Source organism: Streptomyces sp. HUAS TT11, assembly GCF_051553595.1.
Taxonomy (GTDB): domain Bacteria; phylum Actinomycetota; class Actinomycetes; order Streptomycetales; family Streptomycetaceae; genus Streptomyces.
The window spans coordinates 1,969,617-1,985,100 of the sequence record NZ_CP196184.1; the positions used below are offsets into that span (position 1 = coordinate 1,969,617).

Annotated in this window: 12 protein-coding genes and 1 pseudogene; 4 read left to right on the forward strand and 9 right to left on the reverse strand. The window is 70.6% G+C overall.

Annotation, left to right across the window (positions count from 1 at the left end; genetic code table 11):
* Positions 1-30: 30 nt before the first annotated feature.
* Positions 31-639, reverse strand: a complete 609-nt coding sequence (locus tag ACSHXN_RS09030; RefSeq protein WP_438302897.1) for an NADPH-dependent FMN reductase — start codon at positions 637-639, stop codon at positions 31-33.
* A 109-nt stretch (positions 640-748) separates the two neighbouring features.
* On the opposite strand from ACSHXN_RS09030, the gene ACSHXN_RS09035 reads away from it, so the two are divergent.
* The 3 genes and pseudogenes from ACSHXN_RS09035 to ACSHXN_RS09045 all read left to right on the forward strand — a co-directional run bounded on the left by ACSHXN_RS09035 (position 749) and on the right by ACSHXN_RS09045 (position 3,475).
* The gene (locus ACSHXN_RS09035; protein WP_355134134.1) at positions 749-1,486 is read left to right on the forward strand and encodes a TetR/AcrR family transcriptional regulator; all 738 of its coding nucleotides are present in this window, start codon (positions 749-751) and stop codon (positions 1,484-1,486) included.
* A gap of 109 nt (positions 1,487-1,595) precedes the next feature.
* Positions 1,596-2,476: pseudogene (locus ACSHXN_RS09040) on the forward strand (winged helix-turn-helix domain-containing protein).
* A 102-nt stretch (positions 2,477-2,578) separates the two neighbouring features.
* Complete coding sequence (locus tag ACSHXN_RS09045) at positions 2,579-3,475, forward strand: transposase (protein ID WP_438302898.1); 897 nt, start codon at positions 2,579-2,581, stop codon at positions 3,473-3,475.
* On the opposite strand, the gene ACSHXN_RS09050 is transcribed toward ACSHXN_RS09045, so the two are convergent.
* From ACSHXN_RS09050 to ACSHXN_RS09085, 8 genes are all read right to left on the reverse strand, one after another.
* The gene (locus tag ACSHXN_RS09050; protein WP_355138581.1) at positions 3,424-5,430 is read right to left on the reverse strand and encodes an NACHT domain-containing protein; all 2,007 of its coding nucleotides are present in this window, start codon (positions 5,428-5,430) and stop codon (positions 3,424-3,426) included. The genes ACSHXN_RS09045 and ACSHXN_RS09050 overlap by 52 nt on opposite strands.
* An 83-nt stretch (positions 5,431-5,513) precedes the next feature.
* Positions 5,514-5,945 carry a hypothetical protein gene (locus ACSHXN_RS09055; protein WP_355138579.1) on the reverse strand — a complete coding sequence of 144 codons (432 nt, stop codon included), beginning with the start codon at positions 5,943-5,945 and terminating at the stop codon, positions 5,514-5,516.
* Between the two features lie 449 nt (positions 5,946-6,394).
* A complete protein-coding gene (locus tag ACSHXN_RS09060; protein ID WP_438302899.1) occupies positions 6,395-7,960 on the reverse strand; it encodes a DUF7405 family protein in 1,566 nt (521 codons plus the stop codon).
* A 446-nt stretch (positions 7,961-8,406) separates the two neighbouring features.
* Positions 8,407-8,547 carry a hypothetical protein gene (locus ACSHXN_RS09065; RefSeq protein ID WP_355138575.1) on the reverse strand — a complete coding sequence of 47 codons (141 nt, stop codon included), beginning with the start codon at positions 8,545-8,547 and terminating at the stop codon, positions 8,407-8,409.
* Between the two features lie 176 nt (positions 8,548-8,723).
* Complete coding sequence (locus tag ACSHXN_RS09070; protein WP_438302900.1) at positions 8,724-9,776, reverse strand: NAD-dependent epimerase/dehydratase family protein; 1,053 nt, start codon at positions 9,774-9,776, stop codon at positions 8,724-8,726.
* Between the two features lie 340 nt (positions 9,777-10,116).
* A complete protein-coding gene (locus ACSHXN_RS09075) occupies positions 10,117-11,703 on the reverse strand; it encodes a Na+/H+ antiporter (protein WP_355138571.1) in 1,587 nt (528 codons plus the stop codon).
* 289 nt (positions 11,704-11,992) lie between these two features.
* Entirely contained in the window at positions 11,993-13,180 is a 1,188-nt protein-coding gene (locus tag ACSHXN_RS09080) for a cysteine desulfurase family protein (protein WP_383355391.1), read from the reverse strand.
* On the reverse strand, positions 13,177-13,401 hold the full coding sequence (locus ACSHXN_RS09085; protein ID WP_356109521.1) for a hypothetical protein: 225 nt from the start codon (positions 13,399-13,401) through the stop codon (positions 13,177-13,179). The genes ACSHXN_RS09080 and ACSHXN_RS09085 overlap by 4 nt, the downstream gene beginning before the upstream one ends.
* 296 nt (positions 13,402-13,697) lie before the next feature.
* Here ACSHXN_RS09085 and ACSHXN_RS09090 point away from each other — a divergent pair, with 296 nt between their 5' ends.
* The gene (locus ACSHXN_RS09090) at positions 13,698-15,473 is read left to right on the forward strand and encodes a SpoIIE family protein phosphatase (RefSeq protein ID WP_355138565.1); all 1,776 of its coding nucleotides are present in this window, start codon (positions 13,698-13,700) and stop codon (positions 15,471-15,473) included.
* The last annotated feature ends 11 nt before the right edge of the window (positions 15,474-15,484 follow it).

The following is a 15,484-nucleotide window of genomic DNA, read 5'->3' on the forward strand; positions in this document are numbered from 1 at the left end:
GGCCTCCCCCGAAGCTGAAGTGGCGATCCGTCAGATAGCGTAGGAGCGGGCGTTCCTGGCCTCGCGCAGGCCGTGCGCCCACCAGGTGAGCTGGTCGAGCATGGCCTTGGCGGCGACCTCGCAGCCGGGGTCGGTCGGCCTGCCGTCGGCGCCGAATATCTCGCCGTAGTTGTGGAAGCTGACGGTGTTGCGGATGGTCACCGCGTGCAGTTCCGCGAGGACGACCCGGAGATGCTCGACCGCGCGCAGGCCACCCGCGAGGCCGCCGTAGGACACAAAACCGACCGGCTTGGCGTGCCACTGCTCGTTGTGCCAGTCGAGGGCGTTCTTCAGCGCAGCCGGGAAGCTGTGGTTGTACTCCGGGGTGACGATCACAAAGGCGTCGGCCTCGGCCAGTCGCGGCGTCACCGCACCGAGTCGGGCCACCACCTCTTCGGAGGGGGCCTGACCGAAGGCCGGGAAGACGGTGGGCAGCGGGGTCTCGACGAGGTCGACCACGTCGGCCGTCATGTCCTCGCGCTCGCCGATGCGCCCGGTGATCCAGTCGGCGACGACCGGGCCGAACCGCCCGTCCCGCGTACTGCCGATGATCACCGCGGTCCGCAGGGGGTTCCGGTCGCGTCGGCCATGGGAAAGCACCTCCAGTTGCGTACGCCGTATCCTCGACGTACAACGTACACATCAGAGTGTACGTTGTCTACTGCTGATACGCTGTACACAGCACTGTTCGGCGGAAGGAACCCATGCGATGGCCTCCCAGGAGAGACAGGCAGAGACCGAGGACAGGGACCACGTCTCCGTGTGGGAACGCCTCGAACGCCCCACGCCGGCCCCGCGCACCACCCTCACCCCCCAGCGGATCGCCAGAACCGCGGTCGGCATCGCCGACGCCGAGGGCCTCGACGCGGTCACCATGCGGCGGCTCGCCACCGAGCTCGGCGTCGCCCCCATGGCCGCGTACCGCTACGTCACGGGCAAGGACGAACTCCTCGAGCTGATGGTCGACTTCGTCTACGGCGAGCTGGACCTGCCGGACGGCACCGACGGCTGGCGCACGACCATGCGCTCGCTCGCCCTGCGCATCAGAGAGGTCCTGCTGCGGCACTCATGGGTGACCCGCGCGACCTGGTGTGCGCCCACCCCGCACCAGTTGGCCGTGCCGGAGGCCGCGCTCGCCGCGCTCGACGGCCTCGGACTCGACGCGGACACCGCGATGGCGGTCTACAGCACCGTCACCGCGTATGTGCACGGCGCCGTCGACTCGGAGATCGGACTGACCCAACTGCTGCGGGTGCGGGGCTGGTCAAGCCGTGAGGAGGCCCGGACCGGACTTGCCTCGCAGATGACCTGGCTCATGAGCACCGGCCGCTTCCCGATGTACGCACGCTACATCGGCGAGGCCGAGCGCAAGGACGATCTGCAATGGCAGTTCGAGACGGGTCTGGACTGCGTCCTGGACGGCATCGCGGCACGTCTTGCGGTCTGAGACACATCCCGAACAGGTCGCGCAGAAAAACAGAAGGCTCGGCACGGAGGAATTGCATGGAGCGAGCTTCACTTGTCCGCGCCGCAATCCCCTCCTCTCCAACAACCGCATCCCGTGCCGAGCCGCCGCCCACCCCGGCACCGCCCACGTCGCCGGATATCTGAACCGGGCGGGCTTCGACGTCGACGTGGCCGGCGACGGTCCCGCCGCCGTGGCCCATACCCGGGTCCGGCCGCCCGATCTGGTGGTGCTGGACCTGATGCTGCCCGGCATGGACGGCCTGGAGGTCTGCCGCCGCATCCGCGGCGACGGACCGCTCCCGGTGATCATGCTGACGGCGCGCGGTGACGAGGAGGACCGCATCCTCGGCCTGGAGGTCGGAGCGGACGACTACGTCACCAAACCCTTCAGCCCCCGTGAACTCGTCCTCAGGGTGCAGTCGGTACTGCGTCGCACCGGAGCACTGGCCGCAGCCCCCGCCTCAGGGGCCGCGCCCGGCTGCGCACCGGACCGCTCGAGCTGGACCCCGACGCCCGCCGAGCCACCCGCCGCGGCACCGAACTCCCCTTGACCATCCGGGAGTTCGACCTGCTGGAATACTTCCTGCGCAACCCCGGGCAGGCGACGAGCCGCGAGGAGCTGATGCGGCGGGTGTGGGGCTGGGAGTTCGGCGACCTGTCGACCGTCACCGTCCACGTCCGACGCCTGCGCGAGAAGATCGAGGACGACCCCGCGCGCCCCCGGCTGATCAGCACCGTGTGGGGCGTGGGCTACCGCTTCGACGCTCCCCGGGCGGACGACGGAGGCGAGGGCCTGCCCCGTGTCTTCGACACCGGCTGGCGCGGCACCGGCGCACGCGCCCCACCGGCCGGAGCGGGGCTCGGACTGGCCATCGTGCGGGGGATCGTGGAGGCCCACCAGGGGCGGGCGGCGGTGTGCAACGTCCCCGGCGGCTGCCGCTTCGAGGTCCGCCTGCCCGCCGCCGTCTGAGAGGGCGATATGTGACGTGCTGCCGTGTTTGTCGCCACTGGAACGTGTGGCACAGGCGCATCGGGACTGATCGGGGAGTCATGTCGTGCTGGAGTGTTCATCGTGAGCGACCGCCACCTCTACAAGAGCGACTTGTCCGACGAGCGGTGGGCCCTGATCGAGCCCGTCATCGCCTCATGGAAGACTCAGCATCCCTCCGTCAGCGGCCACCAGGGCGCCTACGAGATGCGGGAGATCGTCAACGCTTTGTTCTACCAGTCCCGTACCGGCTGCCAGTGGGGGTACCTCTCGCACGGCCTGCCCCCGGTCGACGCGGTGAAGTACTACTTCTACAAGTGGCGCGACGACGGCACCGACCAGACCATCCACGACCTGCCGCGCTGGCAGGTCCGCGAGAGCCGCGGGCGCAAGGCCGACCCGAGCCTGTGCCCGCCGACACCACCGGAAGGGACGCGGCAAAAAGTCCCCGGCCGCAAGCGCGGCCTGGCAGTTGATGTTCTCGGCCTGGTGATCGCAGTGGTGGTGCTGGCCGCGTCCATCGCGGAACTCGCCGCGCAGCTAGAGGAGTTCGACCGGGTCGCCGAGGAGGTCCGCATCACCCGCAAGATCCTGCTGGCGCTGCCTGATCCGTCCCCGCCGACGCCGCCGGCCGCGAAGCTGCCGGACCATCCGGCCTACCGGCAGATCATGGCGGTGTTCGCTGCAGCCGACGCTCCGCTGCGGGCACGGGCGGTCTGCGAGGCGATGGATCTGGAGATCGCGCCCAGCAACGTCAACAACGTCCGGCTGAAGTTCACACGGGGTCGTGATCGAGCCCGGGCAGGGAGTGTTCACCCCGCCACGGCCATAGGCACCCGGAGAGGCCACCACCAGCCCGACAGCCCCAGCTGCAAGCGCGAAAAGGCGGCACGTCACTTAGGCCCTCTGAAGCCCTGGTCGACCAGCGCTCAGCGGTGGGTGGCGAGATGTTTCTGCAACTGGGCGTGGCGGAACTGGTAGACGCCGCCCACCCGCCTCAGCACCCCTCTGTGCTCGTGCGCGTCCACCAGGAAACCCACGAAGCGCCAGGGCAGTCGCCCGGCGAGACACAACCAGCCCTTGGTGACGGCGTACATCCCCCAGGCGCTCTCGCTGAATCCCACGCCCGCGAACAGCACGGCGAAGCACAGCCCGACACCCAGGACGGCGGTGGAACCGACCGTCAGGCCGGCGAGCCCGAAGGAGAGCAGCCAACCGAGTCCCATCGTCGCGGACATCGCCCAGAAGACCCGGCGGTCGCGGGCCAGGAACGCCCGCGGCGCAGCAGCGGTGGTCAGATCGGCTGGAACCCCGGCAACGGCCCCAGACCCCCAGGCGTACCAGACGGCCACCGTCGCCACCGCGCTCACCGCCGCGCAGCCCACCAGCACCCCGGTGAGGCCCGCCGTCGCGAACCCGACCCCCACCCCGGTCGCCGTCAGGGCGATCCCGCCGACCGTGAGAGCGGCCGGCCACCGCAGGCGACCCAGCGGGGGACGTACCGTCGCGCTGGAACGAACGTCCGCGGCGGCCGCTCCACCCGCGGTGGCCCCGAAGAACAGACCTAGTGCGGCGCTGACCGCCACACTGATCCAACTGCCGGTGCAGAGTCCCATCGCCACCGCGAAGACCACGCCCAGTGTCCCGGCGAACACCGCGACGAAGAGCCGCCCCGGGGCCGCGCGACGCAGCTGCCACCAGGCGAGGTCGGTGCTGCCGTCCACGTTCTGTTCGAGGTGCTTCGCCAGCTCCGTCAGGTACCGTCTCGCCTCGTCCGCCGTCCAGCGGCTGCGTCGTGCCCGATCGGGGTGCGGCCGGTAGGCGACGTGGACCATTGCGTCCAGCAGGTGGGCCGTCACCGCCTCCGGCGTGGGAAAGCGGCGTTCGTCGCACAGTTCGGCGGGGTCCGGCAGCGCTCCCAGGCCCTCGCCCGGGCGGGGGTTATAGATGTCGCTCGCCATGGCGACTGCCAGCGGCGTATGCAGCGCCCGCCCGACGGGCGAGGCGTCGCCGAGCCGGGCCAGCACCGGCGCCCACCGGTCGGCCGCCGCCGACGGGCTGCCCGCCTCACGTTCCAGATACCGCCTGACCGCTTCGGGGCTGGGATCGCCCAGCGTGACACCGGCCGCGGCACGGAGCTTGACCGACAAGGCTCCCGTCGGGTGGACGGCGCCGCGGTAGTCGTCCGTCCGAGCCGCCACCACCAACCGGTCCCCGCTGTGCAGACCTTCGTTGAGGCGGTCGAGTGCCCGGCCGCGCACCGACTGCGGGATCTCGTCGAGCCCGTCGAGTACCGGCATCACCAGGTGGCGGGCCAGCAGCGCCTGTCCCAGGCTCATGTCGGCGCCCGCTCCCGGCACTCGGGCCGACAGACCCGGGTGGCTGATGGCGAGTTGCCCCAGGAACCACGTGCGGAGGTCCTCTGCGGCCGGGTTCCAAGAAGCCAGGGAGAGCAGCGCGGGCACCGGGCCGCGTCCGGTGGCACGACGGCGAGCGAGGAGGTCGAGCGTCAGCCGTACCAGCAGGACCGTCTTGCCGGAGCCGGCCCCGCCGAGCACCACCAGCCGTCCGCTCGGCACGCGGTCGAGGAGCTGTAGCATTCCGCCCTCCGTGGCGGCGAGGTCCTCAGGGCCGTCGGCCCACTCCTCGGCCCCGGACCCCACCCCGGCGGGTCCGTCGCCGGACGCGGAGACCGCGTACGTCCAGTCCTCGAAGAGCGAGGCGTCCGGCGCCACCCACGGCACCGGCAAGGTGTTTTGGTCGTTGACCCTGCGGAGCTGTGCCTCGGCCTCCCACTGCGCCCCGATCGCCAGCGCGAGTTGGTCGGCGACCTCCAGCAGCTCGTCGGGGGCGCCGTAGTGGTGCTGGTTGATCGTCACATGGAGGGGGCTGTTGTCGCCCGTCGTCACACCGCCGATGTGACCCCCGGCAGCCACCGACCGATTTCCGAAGGCCACCGCCCTGGGCGAGGAGCCGCGTCCGCCGGGTGGGCCAGTTCCCCTCCCGCCCCGCCTGAAGGTCATGACTGCCCTTCGTCGCCGGTGACCGCTTCACCGATGCTGCCGCCCGCCGCGATCCCCCGCTCGCCCGAGGCGCGCACCGAGGAGGCGGGGCCAGTCGGGGGTCGGTCGAAGGGCGGTGCAGCGGGGGCGGATGCAGTAGTCCGGCTGAGGCCGTCACCGGTCACGGCACGGCCGATGTGCCCTCCCGCAGCGATCGAGCGCGACCCCCGCGTTTCCACCATCGCGCCCGGTGCCTGGTCACCGGAGGGACGGAACAGTGCATACACGGACACCACGAATCCGCCCAGGCCGAGCAGGACCCCGATGATGCTCTCTGCCTGATTGGCGCTGTCCAGGTCTCCGAGGACGACCAGCAGGATCAGCCAGACGGCCGCCAGGCCGCAGACCAACGCCACCGCACCGACCACGACCCTTGCGCGTCTCGTCATGGTCCCATCATGCACCGACCGGCTTCCCTCGGACGGCTCACATCGTCATGTGCTTTGGTCCACAGGTTAGTTGACGTCCGCAAGACGCATTCGGTGGCGATGGCGCCTGCCTCCCGCGCAACTGGAGGAGTTCCACCGCGCCGCCGAGGAGATCCGCATCACCCACAAGACGCTGCTGGAGCTGCCGAGCCGGTCCCGCCCGCGCCGTAACTGCCGGCCCGTCCGGCCTACCAGCAGATCATGGCGGTGTTCACCACGGCCGACGGCCCGCTGCGGACACGGCAGGTGTGCGAAGCCATGAACCTGCTCTGATCGCGCCCACCACCGTCAACAACACCCGCCTGAAGCTCAAGCGGCTCGTCGAGCGCGGGATCCTGGCCGATACCGAGGGCAGGGCCACGACCTCCGCCGCAGGACCCGGCGGCTGGAGGAGGCGGCGCGCGTTCGCGTCAGACGAGGAACTCCGCGAGCGGGAGAGAGCGATGACGACGTGGTGGAACCAGATAGTTCTGCCGGTGAGTCGTGGTCAGGACCGAGTTGATGCCGGCGTGCGGGCTACGCGGTGCGACGGGGAGTGTCATATCGGGAAAGTAGCCGTCCATCGAGAGCCGAACGAGATTGAAGATTGAAATCGTCGGCTGGAACGAAATGAAGTGCAATCCGGCCGCCAGCTCCTTGCTGTAGTGGTCTGCCGTCGGATCGGATGTGTAGTGGAATGGATTGTCCAGCGTGTCGAAATCGCCGCGCACGGGGATGGTCGTCCCCGCGGGATAGGCCTTCCCGTAGTTGCTGGTCGTCGGCGACGTGGTGCTGTCCACCTGCGACATGCTCCCCGTATGCCCGTAGGCGTGGTACCGCTGGACCCCTTGCGCCACTTCGGCCTCACTTTGACCTGGCGGCTGGAGGGCCAGCGTACCGGGCGCGGGCGCGGGCGAGAGACCGGGCTGGAGCATCGCCTGGACGCGATCCGCGTACTGCGGAAAGTTCCGTTCGTACCAGGTCACCAGATCTTGGAACAGGTGCGAGAGATGCATGGTGGTCCCCTGTTTGAAGTAGCCGTTGGGCCACTGATCGGTGAGGCCGGGCAGGGTCTCCAGACTGGGGATGTTGCCGGGTCCCATATTCGAGTCCAGGGTCGTGGCGAAGCCGAGGAAGCCCTGCGCCTGTCGAGGAATCGACTGTGCACCGGGGATACCGGCTGCCAGCGCCAGCTTGCTCGGCAGGCCCTGTTGCCCGTAGAAACCGCCCCCGGAGAAGCCCTGGCGGATACTGGTCACCTTGAACAGGCTGCCCGCCTGGTTGCTCCCCGGCCCGAAGAGGGCGTTCTGGGCTTCCTTGATATTGGCGAGCGAGTCGCTGCGGAGCAGCACGACCACGTCATTCTGTTCCAAGCGGACCGGCCCGAAGCCAGGCGGGGGCTGGTCGCTGGGGAACGTCCTGGCCTCCTGCAGCGCATATACGGTATGGCCTTCCGCCTTGGAGGCCGTCAAATCGACCGGCAGATACGCCGGGTAACGTGTTCCCGCCCTGAAGAATCCCGATGCCTTTCCCAGAGTCGGGATGTAGTTGCGGAAGTAGGGAAGGCCCCAGGCCACCGTGGTGGCCACACCCGTCGGAGTGGGCGGAAATCGGCGCTCCAGGCCGAGGAGGGCGGACTCGAGGTGGTGCTGTGCCTCCTGCAACGCCTTGGCATTCGCCGGCACATTCAGCCTTGCGGTAATGACATGATCGTGCATGGCCGGCACCCGGACCGCAATTGTGCCATCACCACTCTTCACGCCCGAGCCATCGACCATGACGACCTGTTCGTTCTGCAGGACATATTGTTCCTGGACGGGCGGGCTGTCGGCCACTGCAGCCCGTTCCGGTGGTTTCGCCATACCGTCGATCAACTCATAGATGCCGGCGGATGCCAGAGCAGTACCGAAGGTGCCCGCTGTCCCTTGAAGAAGGCGTCGCCTGCTCAAGTTCCCGCGTGGTCGTCCCGCACGCGCATTCTCGTTGCCGTCTGCCATGAAGATTCCGCCACTGTGGAGTAGTGTCCGCCATCACCCGGCATCGAGCGTATGACCTGCTCGAATGACCGTGATTGACCCTGCCACTCATGCACAACGGAAGGGTCGGGGTTTGGAATAGAAGGTGATGACTCCGTCACCCGATCACCTGGCCGGCGCTCTTCCCCGACTCTGTTTGCGATGCGGGGGTTCGCGGTACCGAAACAACCTTGCGCGCATGCGACCGGACAGCAGATGACGGTGTGTCCTGCCGGTCAATTGCCATCACCTTCACTGTCACGATATAACCGCACGGCCTGGGTCGTTGAATGCAACACGCGGCCTCCGGCCATTGAGGGCGGCCTTCATGAGCGAGTGCACCCCGAAGAAGCTTGCGGGTCACTCACATGTGATGTGCGCGGAGGACTGCGGCCGGGCAAAAGCGCCCGACCGCGGACGTGTTGGCGTCAGGCTCTCGCTTCGGCGAGCCGCTTGCGAAGTGCGGAGATCGAGGCGACGGCCTGGGGCTGCCCCTCGCCGTCCTGCGACGGCAGCACTTCGTCGTCGGCGAGGAACTCGGCCGACCGTGCCTCGACCTCCTGACGCACGACCTCGATGCTGGGCCTCGTACTCCGAGCGTGATCTCCGTCCAGCCCTCAGGGGGCCTGGACAGCCGGCCGCTCCACGCGGGAAGGGCCTCGCCGGCTGCCCTCGCACGCCGGCGATCCGAGCGCCGCCGGTGCGGACGACGCACAGGGGATTCCGCGGCACGTCGAAGGATTCCTCAGCCGGCGCGCAGTGGGGCCGTGGCGAACTCCGCCATTCCCTCCCGGAAGGCGACCCGCGGCTTCCAGGCGAGTTCCTCGCGCAACCGGCGCGAGGAGGCGGTGATGTGGCGGACGTCGCCGAGCCGGTACTCCCCCGTCACGACCGGTGGCCGCCCGCCGTGCGCCTCGGCCAGCGCGGCGGCCATCTCGCCCACCGTGTGCGGTTCGCCGCTGCCGACGTTGTACGCCCGCGCGCTTCCTTCCGGGAGGCCGGACAGGCCGTCCAGGGCGGCGAGGTTGGCCTCGGCGACGTCCCGCACATGCACGAAGTCCCGCCGCTGGCCGCCGTCCTCGAACACGCGTGGCGCCTCACCGCGCTCCAGTGCGGACCGGAACAGCGAGGCGACACCCGCGTAAGGGGTGTCCCGCGGCATCCCGGGGCCGTACACGTTGTGGTACCGCAGTGCGATCGTCCGCCCGCCGACCGCACGCGCCCACGCGGAGGAGAGGTGCTCCTGCGCGAGCTTGGTCGTGGCGTAGACGTTGCGCGGATCAAGCGGGGCGTCCTCGCCCACCAGCCCCGGGACCAACGACTCACCGCAACTCGGACACGGCGGCTCGAAGTACCCGGCCTCCAGATCGGCCACCCGGCGCGGCCCCGGCCCCACGACACCGTGCCTGGGGCACTCGTAGCGTCCCTCTCCGTAGACCACCATCGAACTCGCCAGCACCAGGCGCCGCACCCCGGCCTCGGCCATGCCGGCCAGCAGTACCGCGGTGCCCAGGTCGTTGCATCCCACATAGGCGGGGGCGTCGGCAAAGTCCCTGCCCAGTCCGACCATCGCCGCCTGGTGGCAGACGGCGTCCACTCCCCGCAGAGCCTCGGCCACGACCGCCGCGTCGCGGACGTCGGCACGCCTGAAGTCCGCCCGGTCGGGGATCGGTGGGGCCGTGCGGTGCGCGGTGGGCAACAAGGCGTCGAGCACGCGCACCTCGTGCCCGGCGCCGGTGAGGGCGGCGACGACATGCGAGCCGATGAAGCCCGCGCCTCCGGTGACCAGGATCAACATGCCACCGACGGTACGGTCGCAGGCCCGCACCGCGAGCGCACGGCGCGGGCGCGTCAGAGGTTCGTAAGACCTGCGGGCGCGTCCCGGGTCGGGGCCGCGACCGTCAGCAGACCGAAACGACCATGGGCGTCGTGTCACTGATCGGCGGGTCACGTCCCTGATGTGGGCACCCGAGACCGACAACGTGCGGCTGACGCAGTCCGGCCACCGGCAGGCGGACGGCTGGGGCTGGTGGGTGAAGGGCGCGCTGGTTCCCCAGCGGCAGGGCTGACCACGGCTCTCGCCGTGCTGCGGGTCCGCGGCAGGGCGAGGGCCCGGGTATGCACAGTCGGGTCCGGGGTCAGCCGTCGGCACGCAGGCTGCTCTCCTCGAGGTCGAGTTCGCGCTGGATCCGCCGGCGGGTGGCGTTGCTGATCTTGTTCGCTTCGTAGAGGCGCTGGAGTTCGGCGGCCTCGATGGCGATGAGTGTCCGGCGGATCTCGCGGTAGGCGTCGGCCGGACGGGCGTCCGGGTCGGTGTGGTGGGCGTCCTCGGCCTGGCGGATACGCGCTTCCAGATGGCGACGCGCCTGTTTCAGGGCGGACTCGGAGGCGGCGCCCAGATCGGCGAGTCGATCCAGGTCGCCCAGCTGTCTGAGCTCTTCGAGAGCGGCCTTCGCGATGTGCCGACGCGTCCGGGCCTCCTCCCGGGCGGTGTGCTCCGGCTCCAGGGCGATGCCGGAACGCCGGACCACGGGGGCGAGGGTGAACCCCTGGAAGACCACGGTGACCGCGATGGTCCCGGTGGTGAGGGTGAGGATGAGCGCCCGGTGCGGCAGGGGCGCTCCCGTGTGGGTGGTCAGGGGAATGGCCAGCGCCGCGGCCAGCGGCATGACGCCCCGCGTACCCGCCCAGGACAGGACGGCCGGAACGCGCCAGGAGGGCCGACCGTCCCCCTCCTGTTTCCGGTACCGGATCAGGGCGGACAGCGGGAAGAGCCACAGCAGGCGGATCGCCAGCACCGTCAGGGCGAGCACCGGCACCCACAGCGGCCAGCCCCGCTCGTCGTGCGCGAGCTGACGGACGGCGGAGGGAAGTTCGAGGCCGATGAGCGCGAAGACGACGCTCTCCAGCAGGAACGTCACCGTGTCGTAGACGGCGTGGACCTGGAGGCGGATGGGGGCGTTGCTGAACCTGCGACCGGTGCTGCCGAGAACGACCCCGGCGACGATGACGGCGGTCACGCCGGAGGCGTGCGACTGCTCCGCGACGACGTACGAGGCGTACGGGGTGACCAGCGCGATGACGGTCTCCAGCACGGGGTCCTCGGTCCGCTTGCGGATGAGCGTCACCACCCCGGCGACCGCCGCTCCGACGAGGGCCCCTCCGCCCGCAAGGATCAGGAACTGCTCGACGGTCCCGGACACGGTGACCGCGCTGCCGGACACCACGGTGGCCACGGCGACCTTGTACAGGACCAGGGACGTGGCGTCGTTGAACAGGCTCTCCGCCTGCACCATGGCCTGCACGCGCGGGGGGAGGGAAAGGCGCCGGCCGAGCGCGGTGACGGCGACGGGGTCGGTGCTGGCGAGGACCGAGCCGAGGATGAACGCGGTCGCGGTGGTGAGCGGGGTGATCGCCCGCGCGACGTATCCGACGGCGACGGCCGAGGCGACGACCAGGCCGAAGACCAAGCCGGTCACGGGCCGCCAGACGGTGCGCAGATCGCGGACGGAGATGTCGCCGGCCGCGGCGAAGAGCAGGGGCGGCAGCACCAGCACGTTGATCACGTGCGGCGGCAGGCGGACTTCGGGAACCCAGGGCAGCAGCCCGACGAGCAGTCCGGCGACCACGAGAAGCGAGGGGGCGGGCAGGCTCCAGCGCCGGGCACCGGTCGCCACGGCCGTGGCCAGAACCACGAGCAGCAGAATGACGATCAGGCCGGTCATGGCGCGTCCCCGGTGCGTTCGGCTGGCTTCCTACCCTCTGACCAGGTGCTTTATCAAAGTAGTCGACCGTGGGCGATGACGCAGCCGACGTGGGGCGGCGACCGCCCGGAACTCGGCGGATGCTACCCCGGCGTCCGTGTCCATGGTGCGGGCCCGCAGGGGACTCGGTCGCGGCGATGCGGTGGGGCGGAGCGTCTCGGCCGGGCGTCCGGCGTCGGGTGCCGAGGCAGCCGCTGCCGGTCGGGCGGGGAGGGCCTGCGGGCCGGCCCGCTCGGTGGCGACGGCGTGCTCAACGGCTGCTCCCGGCGACTGCCGGGACGGCGCGGACGAGTACGCGGGCCGCGGTCGCGACGTCCTGCGCCGTGCTCCAGCGGCCCAGCGTCAGCCGCAGCGCCCCGAGGGCCCGGTCGGGGTCCTGACCCATGGCGGTCAGAACGGGCGAGGGGGTGTGGGTGCCGCTGTGGCAGGCGGAGCCCGTGGCGGCGGCGATGTCGGAGGCCGCTCGAAGAACCTCGTGTCCGCGCGTGCCGTCGATGCCGACGTTGAGCGTGTTCGGCAGTCGCCGCAGGTCCGGGCCGTTGAGGTGCACGCGGCCGGGCAGGGCGTGGGCGAGGCGGGCGTGCAGTTCGTCGCGGAGCGCCCGGATCCGGGACGGGGCCCCGTCGGAGAGTTCGTCGGCGGCGAGTCGAGCCGCCGCGCCGAGGGCGACGGCGAGGGCGGTGTTCTCGGTGCCGGCGCGCAGTCCGTGCTCCTGGCCTCCGCCGTAGACGACCGGCTCCAGCCGTACGCCGGCACGCACCCAGAGGGCGGCGATTCCCTTGGGCGCGTACATCTTGTGGCCGACGACGGTGAGCAGGTCCACGCCGAGGCCGGTGACGTCGAGCGGGATCTTTCCTGCGGCCTGGGCGGCGTCGCAGTGGAACAGGGCGCCGTGGGCGTGGGTGCGGGCGGCGAGTTCGGGGATCGGCTGGAGGGCGCCGGTTTCGTTGTTGGCGGCCATCACCGACACCAGCACGGTGTCCGGCCTCAGGGCTTCGCTCAGGGCACCGGGGTCGACGAGGCCTTCGCCGTCGACGGGCAGCACGGTGACCCGGGCGCCGTACAGCCGCTCCAGGGCCCGGCACGAGGCGAGGACCGCGGGATGTTCGGTGGCCTGGGTGACGAGGTGCGGGCGGCGGCTCCCGGAGGCGAGGACGGCGCCGCGCAGTGCGAGCAGGTCCGCCTCGGACCCGGACGCGGTGAAGACGATCCCGTCCGGGCGGGCGCCGATCAGCGCGGCCACCTGGGCGCGGGCCTGCGCCAGGGCACTGCGGGGCTGCGCGCTGTAGGGGTGGCCGCTGGACGGGTTGCCGAAGAAGCGGGTCAGGTGCGGCAGCATCGCCTCGGCGACACGCGGGTCGACGGGCGTGGTCGCGTTGTAGTCGAGATAGACGGGGCCGCCGGCCAGACCGGGATGCGGCGCGGGAAGGTGGGTCATGCGGTCCCTCCCGTGGTCACCGGCACTTCGGCTGGCCGCCGTTCGAGCATGTGGTGCGGCCTGCGGCAACGGCGGGCTCTCTCGGCGCCCTCCGGCAGCAGGAAGAAGAGCTGGGCGACCTCCTCGCCCGTGAGCCGGTGGTCTATGCGTACACCCTCGCTGCGGGTGGCGACGCACCCGGCCTGCTCGAGGGTCTGTGGGCACGCAGGGATGTTGGGCATTCTTCACTCTCCGGTATAAAGAGTGATGAATGGCGAATACACACCGATAGGCACACGGAAAGTCGACACCGGAACCGATCACACCGGCCCGTTCGGCCCTGACGTGGACCGGCGGGTGATGGGTCACTACGACGGAGTGCACCCGTGCGTGGGACACCAGGGCGAACGGCTGTACCGGCCGACGGGCGACGATCGCGCAGCGAATCGTCCGGTGGGCCATGCGGCCGGTCCTTTCCCGGGGCCATAGGGCACCGGTGCTTCCGTGGCCAGCTGGGGCCGAGGCCCCTACGGGTGCCTTGTTCCGTGAGGTGAAGGGCGGCGCGGTGGAAGGCATGAGGCTCGGCGGTGAGCGCGCGTGGCGGCTGTCAGGGGCGGAGCCCGGTCTGTGGCAGCAGGTCTTTGAGCAGTTGGGCATGGCCGTGGCCGTCGCGGACCCGGAGGGGCGGATCGTCGCGGTCAACCCGGCTGCCGAGCGACTGCTGGGGCGCGCGGCAGCCGCGATGTACGGGCAGGACCTGCATGACCTGTGCCATCGGGATCCGGTAGGCGCCCGGATCCCGCGAGAGCGCTGCCCGCTGCGACGGGCACTGGTGGAGGGGCGTTCGGCACGCGGCGACGACGACAGTTGCCTGCGCGGTGACGGACGGCTGGTCTCGGTCTCCTGGTCGGCGTCGCCCTTGACGCAGGGCGGCACTGTGAAGGGCGTGGTAGTACTGATCGCCGAAACCGTCCCACACCGCGGCAGACTGTGGGAACGCGCAGAGCGTGCGGAACAGGCGGAACGCGCCGCCCATACGACTGCTCTGGAGAGTCTCACTGCACGGTTGACACTCGTCACGGAGATTACCGACGTACTGGGTCAGACCCTGGAGGTCGACGAGGCCCTCGCCCGATTGGGCCGACTTCTGGTGCCCCGCCTGGCCGACTGGGCTGCGGTGGACCTCCGGGTCGGCTCCCGTCAGGTGCACCGGGTGGCGGTGACCGGCCCCGAGGGCCGTGACGCCCGACAGGAGGACTGGCGCGGTCCCGTTCCACCCGGCACGGGGACGACCGGCTCACCACTGGTTCAGGTGCTGAACGGAGGCGATCCCGTCCTGCAGGACCGGGCGGACGTGGAGGCGCCGCCCGACTCCCCCCTGGCCACCGTCCAGGGCGCCTTTCTCAGGGCTACCGGCGCGACATCCGCCCTCGTGGTGCCGTTGGGTGCCGGACGCCACATCACCGGTGCCCTGACGTTGGTGCGCACCGACCCAGCACATCCCTTCGACACCGGCGATGTGGACGTGGTGAGCGACATCGGCCGCCGGGTCGGCCTGGTCATCGACAACGCCCGCCGGTACGGCCGTCAGCGCGCGGTCGCCGAGGCCATGCAACGCAACCTCCTCCCCCCGCTGCCCCGGCACGGCCGGATCCAGCTGGCCGCCCGGTACCAGCCCGCTCCGGCCGGCTCGCAGGTCGGTGGCGACTGGTACGACGCATTCACGTTGAGGGACGGCACGCTCGCCCTGGTTGTCGGCGACGTCGTGGGCCACGATCTGACCGCCGCGGCGGGGATGGCGCAGTTGCACGGCATCCTGCGCTCCCTCGCCTGGGACCACACCGGACCGCCCGGCGCCGTCGTGGACCGCCTCGACGAGGCCATGCCCGCCATCACCATCGTGTCGATGGCCACCCTCGTCCTCGCCCGGTTGGAAGGCCCGCCCGCGGGACCCTGGACCCTGCACTGGACCAGTGCCGGGCACCCGCCGCCTCTACTGCTTACCCCCGACGGGAACGCGCGGTACCTCGAAAACGGGCAGGGACTGCTCCTCGGAGCGCGCCTGGGGGCCATGGATCCTCGGCCGAGCGCCGTCCAGAAGCTACCGCCCGGGGCCACACTCCTGCTCTACACCGACGGCCTGATCGAGGTCCCCGGCAGCGATCTCGACACCGGCTTGGGCCGGCTCCGTGGCCATGCGCTCTCCCTCGCCCACGAACCGCTGGACACTCTGTGCGACGAACTGCCGGCCCGGATGTCTCCCGGCGGCACCGATGACATCGCCCTGCTTGCCCTGCGCCTGCCCGTGCCGTGAGCGGAGACCGT

Coding starts and splice junctions, on each gene's coding strand:
- ACSHXN_RS09075 (WP_355138571.1), bottom strand. CDS start 11,703: ATGACCGGCCTGATCGTCATTCTGCTGCTCGTGGTTCTGGCCACGGCC.
- ACSHXN_RS09060 (WP_438302899.1), bottom strand. CDS start 7,960: ATGGCAGACGGCAACGAGAATGCGCGTGCGGGACGACCACGCGGGAAC.
- ACSHXN_RS09080 (WP_383355391.1), bottom strand. CDS start 13,180: ATGACCCACCTTCCCGCGCCGCATCCCGGTCTGGCCGGCGGCCCCGTC.
- ACSHXN_RS09055 (WP_355138579.1), bottom strand. CDS start 5,945: ATGACGAGACGCGCAAGGGTCGTGGTCGGTGCGGTGGCGTTGGTCTGC.
- ACSHXN_RS09035 (WP_355134134.1), top strand. CDS start 749: ATGGCCTCCCAGGAGAGACAGGCAGAGACCGAGGACAGGGACCACGTC.
- ACSHXN_RS09085 (WP_356109521.1), bottom strand. CDS start 13,401: ATGCCCAACATCCCTGCGTGCCCACAGACCCTCGAGCAGGCCGGGTGC.
- ACSHXN_RS09070 (WP_438302900.1), bottom strand. CDS start 9,776: ATGTTGATCCTGGTCACCGGAGGCGCGGGCTTCATCGGCTCGCATGTC.